The sequence below is a fragment of the Streptomyces sp. NPDC000151 genome, assembly GCF_040301705.1.
Classification (GTDB): domain Bacteria; phylum Actinomycetota; class Actinomycetes; order Streptomycetales; family Streptomycetaceae; genus Streptomyces.
This window is the reverse complement of the sequence record NZ_JBEPFC010000049.1, coordinates 1-17,529: the sequence shown is the minus strand read 5'-3', so window position 1 is coordinate 17,529 and position 17,529 is coordinate 1. Positions and strand designations below refer to the sequence as shown.

Below are 17,529 nucleotides of genomic sequence, written 5' to 3'. Positions count from 1 at the left end.
TACGCGGCGATCCGGAAGCTAGGGTTCCGCCGGATGGGGGACAACGGCACGGGAAGGGGTACCCGCGGCTCATGGAGTGGCTGACCAGGCTGCCGCTGATCGGACCCGCGGTGGTGTGGCTGATGCGCACCCACCTGTGGCGGGCGTACCAGCGGATGGACCGCGTGCACTGGACCCGGCTGGCAGCGGCCCTCACCTTCACCAGCTTCGTGGCGCTCTTTCCGCTGCTCACGGTGGCGGCGGCCATCGGTGCCGCGCTGCTCAGCGACGCGCAGCTGCGCGAGTTCCAGGGCCGGCTCGCCGACCAGGTCCCCGGCATCGCCGGGCAGCTGGACATCGGCTCGCTGGTGGACAACGCGGGCACGGTCGGGGTGATCGCCGGTGCCGCGCTGCTCTTCACCGGCGTGAGCTGGGTCCAGTCGCTGCGGGACTGCCTGCGGGCGGTGTGGGAGAACGACGACGAGGACGGCAATTTCTTCCTCGCCAAGGCCCGGGACGGCGCGCTGCTGCTGGGCCTGGGCGGGGTGGCGCTGGTCTCGCTGGCCTGCTCGGTCTTCGCCTCGGCGGCGGTGGGCCGGGTGGCGCAGGCCATCGGCATCCCCGAGGACGGCGCGGGCAGCGTCCTGCTGAAGCTGGCGGGCTTCCTGATCGCCGTGCTCGCGGACTTCCTGCTGCTGGCGTACGTCCTGACCCAGCTGCCCGGCGCGGAGCCGCCGCGGCGCGCCGTGGCCGTCGCGGCACTGATCGGCGCGGTCGGCTTCGAGGTACTGAAGTACGCCCTCAGCGGCTATCTGCAGGGCGTCGCGTCGAAGAACATGTACGGCGCGTTCGGCACGCCGATCGCGCTGCTGCTGTGGATCAACTTCACCGCGAAGCTGCTGGTCTTCTGCGCAGCCTGGACGGCCACCCAGAAACCGGCCGACGAGCCGGTGGAGGTGCCTGCCGCCACCCCGGGCGGGTCCGGCGGGGCCGCGGAGGACGCCGCGTAGCGCCTCCCGGGCCGCCGCGCCGCCGCGCCGGCCTCGGCGGTTACCGGCGGAGCCGGCGGGACTGGCCGCGCAGCTTGGGCATCCAGCTCGGCCCCCAGGTCATGATGGCCGCCGTCGCGGCCAAACTGCCGAGTACCACGAGGAAGGCGCCCGGATAGAGGTGGTTCACCCAGCATGGCGCCCACTCGCTGGTGCAGGGCTTCGAGGAGGTCCTCCTTCCGGGGATCGCGCGGGAGACGGCCATCCCGCTCACCACGGCCACGGCCGCCCACGCGATGCCGGCCACGGCCCATCGAGGCGAGCGCTCACCCTCGGCCGGGTTGACCCGGCGGAAGGAGCGCTTGGCGGCCGTGAACGTGATCGGCAGCAGCACGCCGACGGTGACGCCGAATCCGATGCCGGTAGCCGGCCAGTACACGGCCAGATCCCACAGCTCGTCACCGAGCCACAGCGATACCGCAAGGAATCCGACGAGGGCGATGACCGCAGCGACCTGCTTGACGTTCTTCTTCCGGCTCGCCTCGGAACGGTTCATCAGCGGATCCTCTCGGTGGTCCTGTGCGTGCGGTCGGTGCATGGCCGTGGCCTCGGGGGGACGGCTCAGCGCCCCCGGCGTCGTACCAGGTCCGGGAGGGGCCAGCGGCGGTGGACCGTGAGGGCTACGGCGCCGAGGACGATCAGTGCGCCGCCCGCGATGCCCAGCGCGGCCCACGCGCCGCTCCGCCCGTCGCCCTCCGTGGCGGCCAGGTGCGCCGCGCCCTGCTTGCCGTGCTGCTTGGCGGTGCTGTGCTTGCCGGCGTCGCCCTCCTCGCTCTTCGGGCCGACCAGCCGCCCCACCGGCTCGACCTTGTCCCGCGCGGCGAACCCCCAGTCGAACAGCGCGGCGGTCTCCTTGTAGACCTCGTTGAGGTCCTTCTTGGCCGGGTTCATGACCGTGACGAGGAGGACCTTGTCGCCGCGCTGCGCGACGCCGGTGAAGGTCGAGCCCGCGTTCGTGGTGTTGCCGTTCTTCACTCCCGCGATGCCCTTGTACGGCTTCATGCCGAACGCGCCGGTCAGCAGCCGGTTGGTGTTCTGTATGCCGAAGGTCTCGCGCTTCTTGCCCTTCTTCTGCTCGCCGGGGAACTGCGTGAACGCCGTCGAGCAGTACTCCCGGAAGTCGGCGTTCTGCAGCCCGGAGCGGGCGAACAGGCTCAGGTCGTACGCGCTGGAGACCTGCCCCTTCGCGTCGTAGCCGTCCGGGGTGACGACGTGCGTGTCGTGCGCGTTGAGCTGGTCCGCGTGCGCCTGCATGTCGCGGACGGTCTGCGGCACGCCGTGGTTCATCGCGGCGAGGGTGTGCACCGCGTCGTTGCCGGAGCGCAGGAAGACGCCCAGCCACAGGTCGTGGACCGTGTAGGTCTGGTTCTCCTTTATGCCCACCAGGCTGCTGCCCTCGCCCATGCCCGCCAGGTCCTCCGGCGCGACCTTGTGCTTCTCGGTCTTGGGGAACTTCGGCAGCAGGGTGTCGGCGAAGAGCATCTTCAGCGTGGAGGCGGGCGGCAGCCGCCAGTGCGCGTTGTGCGCGGCGAGCACGTCACCGGTCTCCGGGTCGGAGACGATCCAGGAGCGCGCGGAGAGGCCCTTGGGCAGCTTCGGGGCGCCGTCTTTCAGCCGGACCTGCGTGCCGGGCTTCGCCAGCAGGTCGCCGCCGACCGCGGACATCGCGGCGGGCGGCGTGGGCGTCTTCGAGGGCTTCGCGTCGTCGGCGTGGGCAGGTGCGGCCACGGCCAGCGGTGCGGTCAGCGCGGCGCACACCAGGGCGGCGGCCGCGGTCGTACGGGCGGTGCGGCGGCGGGTGGGGGACGGGGTGGCGGAGGGAGAGATCGTCGGCACGACGGTGAACGTACCCGCCGTGCCCGGCGCTGCCGTCGCCGCCCCGCGCGACACGGCCCCTGACGACAGCCCTACGGACCCGCCGCTCATACTGGAAGGCATGAAGCTCTCGCGCCCCGTCTCCTGGTTCCTGCTCGCCTTCGGGGTCTGGAGCTGGTTCATCTGGATCACTTTCGTCAAGAATCTGGTCAAGGACGGAAGTGGTCTCGCCTTCGATGACGCAGGTGACCCGACTGCCTATTTCTGGGTGCATCTGGCGCTCGCCGTGACGTCCTTTCTCTTGGGGACGGCAATCGGAGTGATCGGGTTCCGTGGCGTACGGGCCCTGCGGCGCGGCGCCGCGGCCCCGGCGGGCGAGAAGTCCGGTACGTGATCTTCCTCCTGGTCGTCGCGGCGATCTTCGCGCTGCTCGGCGCGGTCCACTGGTACCTGTGGCGCCGCCTGGTCCGCGACACGACCGCCCGCGGCGGGGCCGCGCGCCGGACCGGCACCGTGCTCGCCGTGCTGCTGCCGCTGCTCACCGTCGGCGCGCTGGTCGCGCCCCGCGCGGGCGCGCCGTTCCGCCTCCAGCAGCTCCTCGCCTGGCCGGGCTACCTCTGGCTCGCCCTGGTGCTCTACCTGACCCTCGCCCTGCTGGCGGGCGAGGTGGTACGCGCGGTGTGGCTGCGGGTGCGGGTGCGCGAGGCGGTGCCGAAGCCGGTAAGAGTGCCGGAGCCAGTACGAGAGTCGGAGCCGGTGCCCGCAGGCGCGGGCGGCGACGTGGCGGCCGGGAGCGCGCCTCCCGCCGTCGCCCCCGCCGCCCCCTCCCGGCGGCTCTTCGTCGCCCGTTCGGTGGCCGTCGGGGCGTCGGCCGCCGCCGCCGCGACGGTCGGGTACGGCACGTACAGCGTGCTCAGCGGGCCGCGCCTGAAGCGGGTGACCGTGCCCCTCGCCAAGCTGCCGCGCGCCGCGCACGGCTTCCGCATCGCCGTCGTCAGCGACATCCACCTCGGCCCGGTCCTGGGCCGCGCGCACACCCAGCGGGTCGTGGACACGGTCAACCGCGCGAACCCCGACCTGATCGCGATCGTCGGCGACCTCGTCGACGGCAGCGTGGCGGACCTGGGCCCGGCCGCGGAGCCGCTGCGCGCGCTGACCGCCCGGCACGGCGCGTACTTCGTCACCGGCAACCACGAGTACTTCTCCGGCGCGCACGCGTGGGTGGACCACGTACGCGAGCTGGGCGTCCACCCGCTGGAGAACGCCCGCGTGGAGCTGCCCGGCTTCGACCTCGCCGGCGTCAACGACATCTCCGGCGAGAATCACGCCGACGGGCCGGACTACGACCGCGCCCTGGGCGACCGCGACCGGTCCCGTGCCTCCGTGCTGCTCGCCCACCAGCCGGTGATGATCCACGAGGCGGTACGGCACGGCGTCGACCTCCAGCTCTCCGGGCACACCCACGGAGGCCAGCTCTGGCCCGGCAACCTGATCGCGGCGACCGCCAACCCCACCGTCGCGGGCCTGGACCGCTACGGCGACACCCAGCTCTACGTCACCCGCGGCGCGGGCGCCTGGGGTCCGCCGGTCCGCGTCGGCGCCCCGCCGGACGTCACGGTCGTCCAGCTCGCGTCCCTGCACGCGTAGCAGAAAAACCGGGCGACGCCCGTCCGTACCGCCTGTTAGCTTCAGGATCATGGACCCGCTGGCAGAACCCGACATCCGCGCATCCTTCGTGAACTGTTCGAAGGGCGAGGCGCAGCGGCTGAACCTCCCCGCAGGGCTCGCCGCACTGCCGTGGGCCGACCTGGACTTCCTCGGCTGGCGGGACCCCCAGGCGCCCGACCGGGCCTATCTCGTCGTGCCGCGCGCGGACGGCCCGCTCGGCGTCACGCTGCGCCGCCCCACGAACGTCCGCCGCACCTTCACCAAGACCACGGTCTGCTCCTTCTGCCTCACCGGGCACGGCGGCTCGGGCGTCAGCCTCCTCGCCGCCCGCCGCGCGGGCGCCGCGGGCCGGCAGGGCAACACCGTCGGCGCCTACGTCTGCGCCGACCTCGCCTGCTCCCTCTACCTGCGCGGCAAGAAGCAGCCGGACCTGGCGAGCCGCTACGAGGAGCACCTCACGGTCGAGGACAAGGTGGCCAGGATGACCCTGAACCTCGACGCGTTCCTCGACAAGGTCACCGAGACGGAGGCCGGTCGGGGCCGGGCGTGAGGAAGTCGTCCAGCAGATCGGTCAGTTCGCGCACCAGCGGGCGCAGCAGCCGGTAGCGGGACGCGGCGACGGCGCGGGCGATCAGCGGCGCCGTACGGGCGGCCAGCGCGCGGCTGCGGGCGCAGTCCGGCGACCGGTCGTACACCCAGAACAGCACTAGGCCCATCTGGTGCAGCCACAGCAGCCGCGGGAGCTGCTCGGCCAGCTCGGGCGCCGCCTTCACGCCCGCGCCCGCCAGCACCTCGCGGTGCAGCGCGACGGCGGCCTCGCGGGGGCCGCGGGACGCCTCGGAGAAGGGGCTGAGCGGGCTGTCGGGGTCGGCGGCGTTCTTGAAGAACTGCGCGGCGAACCGGTGGTACGGCGCCGCCACGTCCAGCCAGGCCAGCAGCACCCCGCGGATCCGGTCGGCGAGCCCGTCCTCGGTGGCCAGCACCTCGCGGGCCGCCGCCGCGTGCTCCTCGGCGATCCGGTCGTAGAACCCCTGGATCAGGTGTTCCTTGGAGGCGAAGTAGTAGTACGCGTTGCCGGTGGAGACGCCCGCCTCCTGGGCGATGGCCCGCATCGTCGTCCGGTCGTAACCGCGTTCCTCGAAGAGCCGCATCGCGGTGGCCAGAATCAGCGCCCGCGTCTGCTCTCCCCGGGATACCTGCTTCGCGTCGTCCACGCCCCGACCCTAAGTGAGCGGCCGGGACGCGGGGGACCGCAGGGGCTGCTTAGAGGCCGTGCGCGGCGAGGAAGCCGGTGATCAGCCGCTCCCACTCCTCGGGGCACTCGTACATCGGCACGTGGCCGGCCGCGAGCTCGGCGTACTGCGCGCCGGGTATGTGCTCGGCCAGATAGCGGGAGTGTGCGGGGTCGACGAGCTGGTCGTGGAGGGTGGCGATGACGAGCGTCGGGACGGCGATCCGCGGCAGGTCGGCGCGGGTGTCCAGGGTCCGTACGAGCGCCGCCTGGTCCGCCGAGCCGTCGGGCACCAGCTCCGGGCAGGGGTCCAGCAGTGCGTCCAGGTCGGCGTGCGGCAGGTCCTGGAGGCGGCCGGGGGACCAGCCGCTGAGCGTGCGGGCCAGCGCGAGGCCCGCGTAGTCGTCCTGCGCCAGCAGGCGTTGCCAGAGCGCGAGCCAGAGGTCGATGCGGCGGTCCGGGACGGCCAGCCCCGCGGTCAGCACGAGGCCGCTGACGCGCTGCGGGTAGCGGGTGGCGGTGCGGACGGCGACGGCCGCGCCGAGCGAGTACCCGACCAGGGTGAAGGTCTCCAGGCCCGCGGCGACCGCGCCGTCCACGACCGCGTCGGTGAGGCCGTCCAGGGTGAGCGGCCCGGCCGCGCGCGGGGTGCGGCCCGAGCCGGGGTAGTCGGGCGCGACGACGGTGTGGGAGGCGGCGAGCGCCGGTAACAGGCGGGCGTAGTTGTCGTCGATGCTGCCGGTGGCGCCGTGGGCCAGGACGATGCCCGGGCCGGAACCGGTGACGGTGGCGGAGAGCGGAGGCAGGGGCCGGTGCGGGGAGAGGGGGGCGGTGTCGTTCGTCATACGACTGAGCATTCCCCGGCACGGCGGGCGTACCTACGCGAAGAGCCCCTGTCCGGTACGAAAACCGGACAGGGGCTCTTCACAGGCTCAGGCCGAGATCAGAAGCGCCGGGTGATCAGCGCTCGCTTGACCTCCTGGATCGCCTTGGTGACCTCGATACCGCGCGGGCAGGCGTCCGTGCAGTTGAAGGTCGTACGGCAGCGCCAGACGCCGTCCTTGTCGTTCAGGATCTCCAGGCGCTGCTCACCGCCCTCGTCACGCGAGTCGAAGATGAAGCGGTGCGCGTTGACGATCGCCGCCGGGCCGAAGTACTGGCCGTCGTTCCAGAACACCGGGCACGAAGAGGTGCACGCGGCGCACAGGATGCACTTGGTGGTGTCGTCGAAGCGCTCGCGGTCCTCGGCGGTCTGCAGCCGCTCGCGGGTCGGCTCGTTGGTGTCCTTCGTGATCAGGAAGGGCATCACGTCGCGGTACGCCTGGAAGAACGGCTCCATGTCCACGACCAGGTCCTTCAGGACCGTCAGGCCCTTGATGGCCTCGACCGTGATGGGCTTCTCAGGGTTGATGTCCTTGATCAGCGTCTTGCAGGCCAGCCGGTTCTTGCCGTTGATCCGCATGGCGTCGGAGCCGCAGATGCCGTGCGCGCAGGAGCGGCGGAAGGTCAGCGTGCCGTCCTGCTCCCACTTGATCTTGTGCAGACCGTCGAGCACGCGCTCCTTCGGGTCCAGCTCCAGCTGGAAGTCCTGCCAGCTCGCGTCCGCCGAGACCTCCGGGTTGAACCGGCGGATGCGGAAGGTGACGGTGATCTTCTGGGCGGCGGTGCTCTCGGCCGCGTCCAGCGCCGCCGAGTGCTTGTCAAGCGTGGGGGTGCTCATCAGTACTTACGCTCCATCGGCTGGTAGCGGGTCTGGACGACCGGCTTGTAGTCGAGGCGGATCGACTCCTTGCCGTCTGCGCCGACCTCGCGGTACGCCATGGTGTGCCGCATGAAGTTGACGTCGTCGCGGTTCGGGTAGTCCTCGCGGTAGTGACCGCCGCGGGACTCCTTGCGAGCCAGCGCCGAGACCGCCATGACCTCGGCCAGGTCGAGCAGGTTGCCCAGCTCGATGGCCTCCAGCAGGTCGGTGTTGAAGCGCTTGCCCTTGTCCTGGACGGACACGTTCAGGTACCGCTCGCGCAGCTCGCCGATCTTCTCGACCGCCGTCTTGATCGTCTGCTCGGTGCGGAACACCATCACGTTGGCGTCCATGCACTCCTGCAGCTCGGTACGGAGCTTGGTCACGCTCTCCGTGCCGTTGGAGTCGCGCAGCCGCTCGACCTGGTCCTGGACCTGCTTGGCCGGGTTCTCGGGCAGCTCGACGAACTCGTTGGCGTGCGCGTACTCCGCGGCGGCGATGCCCGCGCGGCGGCCGAACACGTTGATGTCCAGCAGCGAGTTCGTGCCGAGGCGGTTGGCGCCGTGCACGGAGACACAGGCGACCTCGCCGGCGGCGTACAGGCCCGGCACGACGGTGGTGTTGTCGGCCAGCACCTCGCCCTCGACGTTGGTCGGGATGCCGCCCATGGCGTAGTGCGCGGTCGGCTGGATCGGGATCGGGTCCGTGTAGGGCTCGATGCCGAGGTAGGTCCGCGCGAACTCGGTGATGTCGGGCAGCTTGGCGTCCAGCTGCTCCGGCGGCAGGTGGGTCAGGTCGAGGTAGACGTGGTCGCCCTCGGGACCGCAGCCGCGGCCCTCGCGGATCTCCGTGTAGATGGAGCGCGAGACGACGTCACGGGACGCGAGGTCCTTCATGACCGGCGCGTACTTCTCCATGAAGCGCTCGCCGTCCTTGTTGCGGAGGATGCCGCCCTCACCACGGGCGCCCTCCGTCAGCAGGATGCCCATGCGCCAGATGCCGGTCGGGTGGAACTGGAAGAACTCCATGTCCTCCAGCGGCAGCCCGCGGCGGTAGGCCGCGGCCTGGCCGTCACCGGTCAGCGTGTGTGCGTTGGAGGTCACCTTGAAGAACTTGCCGGTGCCGCCGGACGCGAAGATGATCGACTTCGCCTGGAAGACGTGGATCTCGCCGGTGGCCAGCTCGTACGCCACGACGCCCGCGGACTTCTTGACGCCGTCGACCTCCTGCAGGAGCAGGTCGAGCACGTAGAACTCGTTGAAGAATTCCACGCCCTCCTTGACGCAGTTCTGGTACAGCGTCTGGAGGATCATGTGGCCTGTGCGGTCCGAGGCGTAGCAGGACCGGCGGACCGGGGCCTCACCGTGGTTACGGGAGTGACCGCCGAAGCGGCGCTGGTCGATCGTGCCGTTCGGGGTGCGGTTGAACGGCAGGCCCATCTTCTCGAGGTCCAGGACCGAGTCGATGGCCTCCTTCGCCAGGATCTCGGCGGCGTCCTGGTCGACCAGGTAGTCGCCGCCCTTGATCGTGTCGAAGGTGTGCCACTCCCAGTTGTCCTCCTCGACGTTGGCGAGGGCGGCGGCCATGCCGCCCTGCGCCGCGCCGGTGTGGGAGCGGGTCGGGTAGAGCTTCGTCAGGACGGCGGTGCGGCTGCGCTTGGTCGACTCGATGGCCGCGCGCATGCCGGCGCCACCCGCGCCGACGATGACGGTGTCGTACTTGTGGATCTTCATTGTTCCAGTCAGCCCCGGCTTTAGCGGATGTTCGGGTCGAAGGTGAAGATCACCAGCGTGCCCAGAAGGACGGTGAACACCGTGGCGGCGTACAGCAGCATCTTCAGCCAGAAGCGGGTGTTGTCCCGCTGCGCGTAGTCGTTGATGACCGTACGCAGGCCGTTGGCGCCGTGCAGCATCGCCAGCCACAGCATGATCAGGTCCCATGCCTGCCAGAACGGCGAGGCCCAGCGACCGGCCACGAAGGCGAAGCCGATCTTGCTCACGCCGCCGTCCAGCACCAGCTGGAGCAGCAGATGGCCGAGGACCAGGACGACCAGCACGATGCCGGACAGCCGCATGAACAGCCAGCCGTACAGCTCGAAGTTGGTCCGGGTCGACCGCGGGGTCTTCTTGGTACGGGCGCGGGGCGGCTCGATGACGGGAGCCGGGTTGTCCACGTCGTACAGGGACACGGAGTCGTTCACAGGAGTCGTCTCAGCAGAGGACATCGCGCTTCATCAGCTCCCGAACAGCGTGCGCAGGGTGTGCTGCAGCACGGGGTAGAAGGCGCCGGCCATCAGGACAAGCCAGACACCGACAACGGTCCACAGCAGCTGCTTCTGGTACTTCGTGCCCTTGGACCAGAAGTCCACGGCCACGACGCGCAGGCCGTTGAGCGCGTGGAAGAGGATGGCGGCCACGAGGCCGTACTCCATCACGTTGACGAGAGGCGTCTTGTACGTGGCGACGACGTCGTCGTAGGCCTCCGGGGAGACACGGACGAGAGCGGTGTCGAGCACGTGCACGAACAGGAAGAAGAAAATGAGGACGCCGGTGACTCGATGAGCCACCCAGGACCACATACCTTCCCGGCCGCGATACAGCGTTCCAGCCGGCACGGAAAAACCCTCCGGGAGCGGGGACTGGGGCCTGCCGGCTTCACTGTCGGTCTGGCCCGGCCGGGTACGGTCCACCGGCCCTGGCCATCGTAGCGACGACTTGTCGGTTCCTCCCGCCGGGGTCCTCAGGTGTGATCAAACAAGCACGGACGGGCTATCGGACGGGCCGACGGACAGGGAGGAATACGGAAATCACGGACCTTCGCCCGCAACACCCGCAAGATGGGCGAGCCGCCCCCGCGCGATCCGGCGCAGCTCGTCGGCGGCGATGGCGCGCTCCTCGTCCGGCTCGTGCCCCAGCCGGTCCCTGATCCCGCTCAGCACGCGGTCCAGCAGCTCCTCCTCGCGCAGCCCGTCCAGGCAGATCACGAAGGCGTGCCGGAAGCGGCGCTCGTACTCGGCGTGCGCGGCGCGCAGCGCGGTGTGCGCCGCGAGGGTGCCTCGGCCGCGGGCGCCCGCGAGCGGCTGCGGGGAGAGGGACTCCTCGGCGAGTGCTTCGGCGAGGTCGCCCGGGCTGAGGTCGTAGCTGGCCTCGTCGGCGGCGGCCAGCAGCGCTTCCAGGTCGGGGTACGGGCGGTGCGCGGCGATCCGGCGGGCCCAGCGGCGGCTGCCGCAGCAGGCCAGCAGCGCGGCCTCGGCGGCGCCGGCGGCGGCCGAATTGAAGCGGTCGAGTCCGGACGCGCCGTCGGGAGGCGTCCGGCGCGGCCGGCACTTCTGCGAAGGTATGCCGGAGGGGGGAGCGTGCAGCGTGGTCGGCGGGGCGGCCGGGGGCTCACTGGACAGCGTGATCTCCTCGGGCAGCAGGGACAGCGCGCGCGGCGCGCGGGACCGGGACGACTCCGGCGGGGCCGGCACGCCGTCGGGGGCGGCGAGGGCCCTGGGAAAGGAGGGCCTGTCGGCGCTCGCGCCGTCTTCCGGGGATGGAGGTGGGTGACGGGCGGGCGAGACGTCACCGTAACGACGCAAGTCGCCTTCTGTCCGACGGATGCGCGAATTTCACCCGGATGAGAGAGCTTTCGCGCGCGTAGTGGACGGGACATTTCTCTAGCTGGCCATACTTCGCCCTGGAAAGGGAGGTTTGCGTAGATGAGGAAGCTGACGGCATGGGTGGCACTGGCCGCCTCGGCCCTGACCATCACCGGCTGCTCGGACAGCTCCGCGCAGCACGGCGGCGGCAGCGGTACCGGAAACCAGGATTCCAAGTCGCCCACGTCCGCCGCGTCCTCCGCAGCGCCCACGCCCCGCTGGGCCGCGGTCAAGGGACCCCCGCGCACGATCCCCGCGGTCCGCGGCTTCAAGGCCGCCGACGGCACCGGCTGGCGCGTCTCGAAGAACGCCCGCGTGGTCGTGCCCGCCGGCCGGAACAGCCCGGTCGCCGACGAGGCCCGCCGGCTCGCCGCCGACCTGGGCGGCCTGAAGCTGTCCTGGAAGGACGACGCGCGCCCCGGCGACGTCGAGCTGACGCTCTCGGGCAAGGGCAAGGCGGCGGACCAGAACAACGCGGCCCCCGCGAGCACCGCCGACGAGGCGTACACGCTCACCGCCCGCGACACCCGCCTCACCCTGTCCGCGCCCACCGACACCGGGATCTTCAACGCCACCCGCACGGTCGTGCAGTCCGTACGGGCCTCCGGCGGCGTCCCCGAGGGCACGATCCAGGACCGGCCCGACCGTGCCCAGCGCGGCCTGCTCGTCGACACCGCGCGCAAGCACTTCAGCGCGGACTGGCTGGAAAAGCGCGTCCGGGAGATGGCCGACCTCAAGCTCAACCAGCTCCAGCTGCACTTCTCCGACGACCAGGCGTTCCGCATCGAGAGCTCCAGTCACCCGGAGATCGTCTCCCCGGACCACCTGACCAAGGCCCAGGTCCGCCACCTGGTGAAGCTCGCCCGCGAGCTGCACATCACCGTCATCCCCGAGATCGACTCCCCGGGCCACCTCGGCGCCGTGATCGACAAGCACCCCTCGCTCCAGCTGCGCAGCGCCGCCGGTACCAGTCAGCGCGGCGCCATCGACATCTCGCAGCCCAAGGCCGCGCAGATCGTCGACGACCTGCTGCGCGAGTACGCCAAGCTGTTCGCCGAGGAGGGCGTGCCCGGGCCGCGCTGGCACCTGGGCGGCGACGAGTACCGCGCCCTGACCGTGAAGTCGCCCGGCACCACCTATCCGCAGCTCGCGCGCGCCGCCACCAAGAAGTACGGCGCCAAGGCCACTGTGCAGGACCTGACGACCGGCTGGCTCAACGACCGCGAGAAGACCCTGCGCAAGGCGGGCGTGCGGCACGTCGAGGCCTGGAACGACGGCTTCCACGACAGCAAGGTCGTCACCCCCGACAAGGACCGCACGGTGGCGTACTGGACCGGCAAGGAGATCGGCGCGAACGACCCGGCCGCGTTCCTGAAGGAGGGCCGCACGGTCGTCAACCTCAACGACGAGTACCTCTACTACGTCCTCGGCCAGCCGAACGACTTCACGTACCCGACCGGCGAGCGCATCTACAAGGAGTGGACCCCGGCCGTGCTGCGCGGCAGCAAGGCGGTCCCGGCCTCGCTGGCCGGGCCCGACCGCGTCCCCGGCGCCCGCTTCGGCGTCTGGTGCGACCTCGCCCAGTCCCAGACCACCGAGCAGGTCGCCCGCGGCATCCGGCTGCCGCTCGCCGCGCTGGCCCAAAAGGTCTGGGACCCGCGCAAGCCGTCGCTGTCCTGGACGGACTTCAAGGCCCGGGCGGCGACGGTGGCACCCACGCGCTGAAAAGCCCGGACGTACGCCTTCATGCCGCTTCGTCCCGGTCCGCTGTGACGTTCCCGCGCCCCGGCACGCAGTACTCCCAGCAAGGAAGTGCCGGGTGCGGAGGGAAGGCGTACGTCATGAGCCTGGTGGAACTGCTCGCGCGGGCCGATGCGCGCGGGCTCGCGGCGAGCGGCCTCGCCTGCCTGGACCGCTGCCTGCCGCTGCTCGGCGCGGACGACGACGCGCTGCGCCCGCTGTGGGCGAGCCTGACGGCGGACGGCGCCGAGTGGGGCACCCAGCTCGCGGCGGTACGGGCCGTGCTGCCGCCGGGCCCCGCGGACGGGGCGCCGGACGGGACCGAGCCGGCCGTACTGGCCCGCCGGATGCTCGACGCCGCACCGGCCACGGGCTCCGACGAGGAGGCGCTCCGCGCCTGGGCCGACGCCTGCTCCGGCACGGCGCTCCACCTCCACCACCTGCTGGATGCCGCCGGCAAGCCGTACGAGGGCGCGGACACCCTGGAGGACCGGCGCGCGGGCCGTACGGACGGCATGACCCCGCTGGTCGAGGCCGAGGTCCGGCGCCAGACGACCATCCTGGAACTGCTGGCCGGGCACGGCTCGGCGGGCCTGCGGCAGGCGGTGGAGGTCTCCGCAGAGGGGCGCCGCGTGCTGCGCGCGGTGGTCTCGCGACAGGCACGCGGCGCCGTCTGAGCCGCAGGCTTCCGGGGCCGGTACCGGATCAGGGCGTCAGCTGTTGCCCCAGCCGGGCGCCCGTCGGCGTACCGAGCTGGGTCAGGCCGAAGTAGACGGCCTGCGACGGGCTGACGCCCGTGCTGTTGCTCGGGATGTGCAGCAGCGTGCCGTTGCCCGCGTCCTCGCCCTCGGCGCCGAGGGTCAGGTCGGCGCGGCCGTAGCCGGAGAGGTCCGTCAGCGAGGCGGCGGAGCCCAGCTTGTCGTCGGTCTCGGTCGCGCCGGACACCCCGCTGGTGTCCTGGTGGAGGGAGAGCGCGCCGGTTCCGGTGAGGCCGGTCGAGGTGCCGCGCAGCAGGAGCGAGGTGCCCGAGTTGCTGCGGTTGGTCCCGTCCCGGGTGGTGTCCTCATTCGGGGCGCCCGCCAGCACGTCCGCGAACCCGTCGGCGTCGTAGTCGCCCACCGAGACCGACCAGCCCAGCGCGTCGCCCGACTCGGCGGCGCCCGGGACCCCGGTGGTGTCCTGGTGGACGGTCTTCATGCCGGTGGTGGTGAAGCCGGTGGCGGTGCCGGGGACCACGGTGACCTGGCCGCCCGCGTACGCGCCGGACTCCGAGGTGTACGGCTGGCCGATGGCGATGTCGTCGTAACCGTTGCCGTTGACGTCGCCCGCGGCGATCGAACGCCCGCCCTTCACGGAGAGCGTGCCCACCTTGGTCAGGCCGTTCGCGCCGCCCTTGAACCACACGACGCGGCCGATGAGGCCCGTGTCGCGGTAGTTGAGCGCCACGTCCGCGTAGCCGTCGCGGTTGAAGTCGCCGGAGGCGGCGTCCGCGTACGCCAGCGCGCCGGACGCCGTGCTGATCGTCGAGGCGTCCTCACCGCCCTTGCTGTACCGCGCTGCCCACGTGCCGCCGGTGCCGGTGGACGCCGCGAAGACGTCCGCCTTGCCGTCGGCGTCGAAGTCGCCGACCGCGACCGCGGAGCCGAACTTGGCCCCGGTGTACGAGAAGCCGTCACCGAGCTGCATGGTCGTGCCGGTGTTCAGGGCCGGGCCGTACAGCAGGGTGACCGCGCCGCGGTCCGCGTGGGAGGAGTCGTCCTCGCCGGGGGAGCCGACCGAGAGGTCCGCGTAGCCGTCGCCGTTCAGGTCGCCCCAGGCGGTCGCGGCGCCCCACTGGTCGCCGGACTCGTTCGCGCCGGGCACGCCCGCGCTGGACTGGGTGAGCGCGGTCTTCTTGGCGGCCACCGGGCCGTTGATGCCGCCCGGCAGCACGGTGACCCGCCCGCCCGAGGACGCCTTCGGGGTGCCGGCGACCAGGTCGCTGATGCCGTCCCGGTCGACGTCGGAGGTGGCCAGGGCGTGCGAGACGCCGGGGTTCGCCGCCAGGTCGGCGATCAGGCCCAGCTTGTCGTTGAGGTAGTCGCCGGGGCACAGGGTGGTGTTGGTGGCGCGGTGGCCGAAGACCCGCGGCAGCTCGACGGACTGACCCTTGGGGATCTTGTTGCCGTCGACGTCCTTGTCGGAGCCCGAGGTCAGCGTGACCTTGCCCCGCGGGTCGATCCCGTACATCCCGAACTTCCAGGCGACGACCCGGGCGATGGCGTCCAGCGCGGCCCGGCTCGGCTTGGCGCTCATGTAGTTGCCGATGTAGGAGATACCGACCGTGTTGGTGTTGAAGCCGATGTCATGGGCGCCCGTGACGGGCAGCTCCATGCCGCCGCTGCGGCCCTCGAAGATCTGCCCGCACTTGTCGACGACGAAGTTGTAGCCGATGTCGTAGTAGCCGCGGGTGAAGTGCTCCTGCTGGATGGTCCGCATCCGCTGCCGGGACTCGGCGCAGGAGATCTTGTTGTCGCTGTCGACACCGGTGTGGTGGATGACGGCGGCCTTGATCTCGGTGCCGTACGAGGGCGTGCCGTCGTAGTCCGTGGAGGCGCCCCACTCCTGCTGCGTGATGACCGGCGGCTTCACCACCGTCGACGGGCGCGGCGCGGGAACCGTCGAGGTGGGCGCGGGCGAGGGCGTCGCGGTGGCCGTCTCCGTCGGGGTGGCGGAGGGCGTGCCGGTGGCCGGTGCCGTGGGGGAGGGCGAGGGGGCGGCGGTGCCGTCCGCCGGGGCGGTGGGGGTGGCCGTGGGGTCCTCGGCGTACGCCGCCGGAGCCGCGTACGCCGCCGGGGCCGCGTACGCCGCCGTCGCCGGCCCGGAACCGGTACCGGGGTCGAGGAGGTTCACCTCCAGGCCGGCCGGCTGCCCGGGGGCCGCCGAGCCGTCCGCGCGCACCAGCCGCACCTCGACGCCGTCCGCGTCACCGGTCCACACCGAGGTGGTGCCGCCGCGCGTCCCCGCCCGCTCGGCCTCCGCGCCGTCCGCGGAGTACGGGTCGTCCGGCAGCTTCGTCCAGCCCGACCACTCGTCGGTCCCGGCGGCGCGGTAGCGCACCTCGGGCACGCCCTTCACCTTGGCGTGCGGGTCGTTCCAGGACACCATCACGGCGCTGAACCGGTCGGTGTCCCGCTTCGGCAGGCCCTTGCGGCCCGAGCCGAGGTCGGCCAGCCGTACGTCGTGGACCGCGGGCTTGCGGGCCTTCCCGTCGGGGCCCGCGGGACCGGCGACGGCGTACGTCGCCACCCCCGCGCCGCCCAGCAGGACGGCACCGGCCGTCACCCACACCCTGCTGCTCAGGCTCATCGGCCGGTACGCGTGCGACGTGCGCGGCAAGCGCGACGTGCGCGGTCTTCGAGGGCTCACGTGCCCACTCCTCAGTGATCGGCGAGAAAACCGGCTGGTTATACCGCAGGGCACGATGTCCACTCCAGTGAGCGGACTTTGCGGGGCAAAACGCACTATGGAGGCGTGTCCTGTGATGATTCGCGGTCCGCGTCCGCTGGGTCTTGTGGGAAACCGGACCGGGCCTCCCGGTATCCGGTCCAGCCGAGGGGGAGCAGATGGACGAGGCCGCGAGACAGGTGCCGGCGGCGGAGATGCGCGGCCGGGCGGCGGCGTTCGTCGCCCGGGTGACGGCGCGGAACCGGCTGCCGCTCGACTACACCGTGGCCAGCCTGCGGGTGGCCGACTTCCTCGTCGACGGGCTGCGCAAGGGCGGTACGGGGCGGGCGCGGCCCGCGGACGCGCTCTTCGGACTCGGCGCGTACGTCGGCGAGGTGCTGGTCCGCCAGGCCGGTGCCGTGTGGGTCGACCTCGACGAGGCGCAGCGCGCGCACTTCGGGCAGCCGGTCGGCGTACGGATGCCCGACGGGCGGGTGTGGAACCCGCTGGGGCGGGTGGTGAACCGCTTCGAATTCGGCACCGAGGACTCGCTGCGGACCTTCTATCTCCAGCTGCACGGCCGGGGCCGCGCCGGCGCGGCACTGTGACATTTCCGTCCGCTCGGACGCTGATGACTATGGAGGCACAGGTGCCCTGATCCGTACCGCGCCGCCGCGGACGCCGCGGATCCGCCGAGAAGGGGACAACGGGGTTGGGCCGGGGAGGGGAACCCCGTCGCGTGCAGGCGCACGACGGGGAGCTGGGCGCGGCAGTGGCACGGGCGCAGCAGGGGGACGAGGCCGCCTTCGCGGCCGCGTACCGCCTGGTGCAGCCGGGGCTGCTGGGCTACTTGCGCGGCCTCGTCGGCGACGAGGCCGAGGACGTGGCCGCCGAGGCGTGGCTGGAGATCGCCCGCGACCTCGGGCGGTTCAGCGGGGACGGCGCGGGATTCCGCGGCTGGACCGCGACCATCGCCCGGCACCGGGCGCTGGACCTGCTGCGCCGCCAGAAGGTACGGCCGCGCGCTGCCGCGTTCGAGCCGGACCTGGTCGAGCTCCCGGGCCCGCACAGCACCTCCGAGCAGGCCCTGGAGACACTCTCGACCGAACGGGTGCTGGCCCTGATCGCGGGACTGCCGCGCGACCAGGGCGAGGCGGTGCTGCTGCGCGTCGTGGTCGGCCTCGACGGCCCGGCCGCCGCCCGCGTACTGGGCAAGCGGCCCGGCGCCGTCCGCACGTCG

At 72.0% G+C, this 17,529-nt stretch carries 18 protein-coding genes; 8 read left to right on the top strand and 10 right to left on the bottom strand.

The genetic code is table 11. From position 1 onward, the window contains the following. Positions 1–71: 71 nt before the first annotated feature. Complete coding sequence (locus tag ABT381_RS16345; RefSeq protein ID WP_351593853.1) at positions 72–989, top strand: YihY/virulence factor BrkB family protein; 918 nt, start codon at positions 72–74, stop codon at positions 987–989. 40 nt (positions 990–1,029) lie between these two features. Here the strand turns inward: ABT381_RS16345 and ABT381_RS16340 are convergent, their stop codons facing one another. Together ABT381_RS16340 and ABT381_RS16335 are read right to left on the bottom strand one after the other, a co-directional pair. After that, positions 1,030–1,524 carry a hypothetical protein gene (locus ABT381_RS16340; RefSeq protein ID WP_351593850.1) on the bottom strand — a complete coding sequence of 165 codons (495 nt, stop codon included), beginning with the start codon at positions 1,522–1,524 and terminating at the stop codon, positions 1,030–1,032. 65 nt (positions 1,525–1,589) lie between these two features. Further along, entirely contained in the window at positions 1,590–2,864 is a 1,275-nt protein-coding gene (locus ABT381_RS16335) for a D-alanyl-D-alanine carboxypeptidase family protein (protein ID WP_351593847.1), read from the bottom strand. Between the two features lie 100 nt (positions 2,865–2,964). Between ABT381_RS16335 and ABT381_RS16330 the strand changes: the two genes are divergently transcribed. The 3 genes from ABT381_RS16330 to ABT381_RS16320 are packed head-to-tail and all read left to right on the top strand — an operon-like array spanning position 2,965 to position 5,061. Then, positions 2,965–3,237: an SCO4848 family membrane protein gene (locus tag ABT381_RS16330; RefSeq protein WP_351593844.1), complete on the top strand. Its 273-nt coding sequence runs from the start codon at positions 2,965–2,967 to the stop codon at positions 3,235–3,237. Beyond that, the gene (locus ABT381_RS16325; protein ID WP_351593841.1) at positions 3,234–4,490 is read left to right on the top strand and encodes a metallophosphoesterase; all 1,257 of its coding nucleotides are present in this window, start codon (positions 3,234–3,236) and stop codon (positions 4,488–4,490) included. The genes ABT381_RS16330 and ABT381_RS16325 overlap by 4 nt, the downstream gene beginning before the upstream one ends. Before the next feature lie 49 nt (positions 4,491–4,539). Next, the gene (locus ABT381_RS16320; RefSeq protein WP_351593838.1) at positions 4,540–5,061 is read left to right on the top strand and encodes an FBP domain-containing protein; all 522 of its coding nucleotides are present in this window, start codon (positions 4,540–4,542) and stop codon (positions 5,059–5,061) included. Here ABT381_RS16320 and ABT381_RS16315 read toward each other — a convergent pair. The 7 genes from ABT381_RS16315 to ABT381_RS16285 all read right to left on the bottom strand — a co-directional run bounded on the left by ABT381_RS16315 (position 5,027) and on the right by ABT381_RS16285 (position 10,952). Continuing rightward, entirely contained in the window at positions 5,027–5,725 is a 699-nt protein-coding gene (locus ABT381_RS16315; protein WP_351593836.1) for a TetR/AcrR family transcriptional regulator, read from the bottom strand. The two genes, ABT381_RS16320 and ABT381_RS16315, sit on opposite strands and share 35 nt — an antisense overlap. A 49-nt stretch (positions 5,726–5,774) precedes the next feature. Then, positions 5,775–6,587, bottom strand: coding sequence for an alpha/beta fold hydrolase (locus ABT381_RS16310; protein ID WP_351593833.1), 813 nt, complete (start codon positions 6,585–6,587; stop codon positions 5,775–5,777). Positions 6,588–6,685: 98 nt separating this feature from the next. Next, positions 6,686–7,462, bottom strand: a complete 777-nt coding sequence (locus ABT381_RS16305; RefSeq protein ID WP_351593831.1) for a succinate dehydrogenase iron-sulfur subunit — start codon at positions 7,460–7,462, stop codon at positions 6,686–6,688. Next, positions 7,462–9,216, bottom strand: a complete 1,755-nt coding sequence (sdhA, locus tag ABT381_RS16300; protein ID WP_351593828.1) for a succinate dehydrogenase flavoprotein subunit — start codon at positions 9,214–9,216, stop codon at positions 7,462–7,464. The genes ABT381_RS16305 and sdhA overlap by 1 nt, the downstream gene beginning before the upstream one ends. Before the next feature lie 20 nt (positions 9,217–9,236). Then, on the bottom strand, positions 9,237–9,707 hold the full coding sequence (locus tag ABT381_RS16295; protein WP_031060017.1) for a succinate dehydrogenase hydrophobic membrane anchor subunit: 471 nt from the start codon (positions 9,705–9,707) through the stop codon (positions 9,237–9,239). A 9-nt stretch (positions 9,708–9,716) separates the two neighbouring features. Then, complete coding sequence (gene sdhC, locus ABT381_RS16290; protein WP_030609578.1) at positions 9,717–10,097, bottom strand: succinate dehydrogenase, cytochrome b556 subunit; 381 nt, start codon at positions 10,095–10,097, stop codon at positions 9,717–9,719. 192 nt (positions 10,098–10,289) lie between these two features. Then, complete coding sequence (locus ABT381_RS16285) at positions 10,290–10,952, bottom strand: 2-oxo-4-hydroxy-4-carboxy-5-ureidoimidazoline decarboxylase (RefSeq protein WP_467754450.1); 663 nt, start codon at positions 10,950–10,952, stop codon at positions 10,290–10,292. Positions 10,953–11,183: 231 nt separating this feature from the next. On the opposite strand from ABT381_RS16285, the gene ABT381_RS16280 reads away from it, so the two are divergent. Together ABT381_RS16280 and ABT381_RS16275 are read left to right on the top strand one after the other, a co-directional pair. Then, entirely contained in the window at positions 11,184–12,848 is a 1,665-nt protein-coding gene (locus tag ABT381_RS16280) for a beta-N-acetylhexosaminidase (protein WP_351593824.1), read from the top strand. 116 nt (positions 12,849–12,964) lie between these two features. After that, on the top strand, positions 12,965–13,540 hold the full coding sequence (locus ABT381_RS16275; RefSeq protein ID WP_351593822.1) for a hypothetical protein: 576 nt from the start codon (positions 12,965–12,967) through the stop codon (positions 13,538–13,540). Between the two features lie 28 nt (positions 13,541–13,568). Here ABT381_RS16275 and ABT381_RS16270 read toward each other — a convergent pair whose 3' ends face one another. Beyond that, a complete protein-coding gene (locus tag ABT381_RS16270) occupies positions 13,569–16,271 on the bottom strand; it encodes an FG-GAP-like repeat-containing protein (RefSeq protein ID WP_351593820.1) in 2,703 nt (900 codons plus the stop codon). 197 nt (positions 16,272–16,468) lie between these two features. Here ABT381_RS16270 and ABT381_RS16265 point away from each other — a divergent pair, with 197 nt between their 5' ends. Further along, positions 16,469–16,897 carry a hypothetical protein gene (locus tag ABT381_RS16265; RefSeq protein WP_351593818.1) on the top strand — a complete coding sequence of 143 codons (429 nt, stop codon included), beginning with the start codon at positions 16,469–16,471 and terminating at the stop codon, positions 16,895–16,897. A gap of 104 nt (positions 16,898–17,001) precedes the next feature. Continuing rightward, positions 17,002–17,529 (top strand): RNA polymerase sigma factor (locus ABT381_RS16260; RefSeq protein WP_351593815.1); only part of this gene is annotated, 528 nt, incomplete at its 3' end.

Excerpts from the sequence above, each read along its gene's own strand:
- ABT381_RS16275 (WP_351593822.1), top strand. The coding sequence starts at position 12,965 with ATGAGCCTGGTGGAACTGCTCGCGCGGGCCGATGCGCGCGGGCTCGCG.
- ABT381_RS16340 (WP_351593850.1), bottom strand. The coding sequence starts at position 1,524 with ATGAACCGTTCCGAGGCGAGCCGGAAGAAGAACGTCAAGCAGGTCGCT.
- ABT381_RS16345 (WP_351593853.1), top strand. The coding sequence starts at position 72 with ATGGAGTGGCTGACCAGGCTGCCGCTGATCGGACCCGCGGTGGTGTGG.
- ABT381_RS16305 (WP_351593831.1), bottom strand. The coding sequence starts at position 7,462 with ATGAGCACCCCCACGCTTGACAAGCACTCGGCGGCGCTGGACGCGGCC.
- ABT381_RS16295 (WP_031060017.1), bottom strand. The coding sequence starts at position 9,707 with ATGTCCTCTGCTGAGACGACTCCTGTGAACGACTCCGTGTCCCTGTAC.
- ABT381_RS16265 (WP_351593818.1), top strand. The coding sequence starts at position 16,469 with ATGGACGAGGCCGCGAGACAGGTGCCGGCGGCGGAGATGCGCGGCCGG.
- ABT381_RS16280 (WP_351593824.1), top strand. The coding sequence starts at position 11,184 with ATGAGGAAGCTGACGGCATGGGTGGCACTGGCCGCCTCGGCCCTGACC.
- sdhA (WP_351593828.1), bottom strand. The coding sequence starts at position 9,216 with ATGAAGATCCACAAGTACGACACCGTCATCGTCGGCGCGGGTGGCGCC.
- ABT381_RS16320 (WP_351593838.1), top strand. The coding sequence starts at position 4,540 with ATGGACCCGCTGGCAGAACCCGACATCCGCGCATCCTTCGTGAACTGT.
- ABT381_RS16330 (WP_351593844.1), top strand. The coding sequence starts at position 2,965 with ATGAAGCTCTCGCGCCCCGTCTCCTGGTTCCTGCTCGCCTTCGGGGTC.
- ABT381_RS16310 (WP_351593833.1), bottom strand. The coding sequence starts at position 6,587 with ATGACGAACGACACCGCCCCCCTCTCCCCGCACCGGCCCCTGCCTCCG.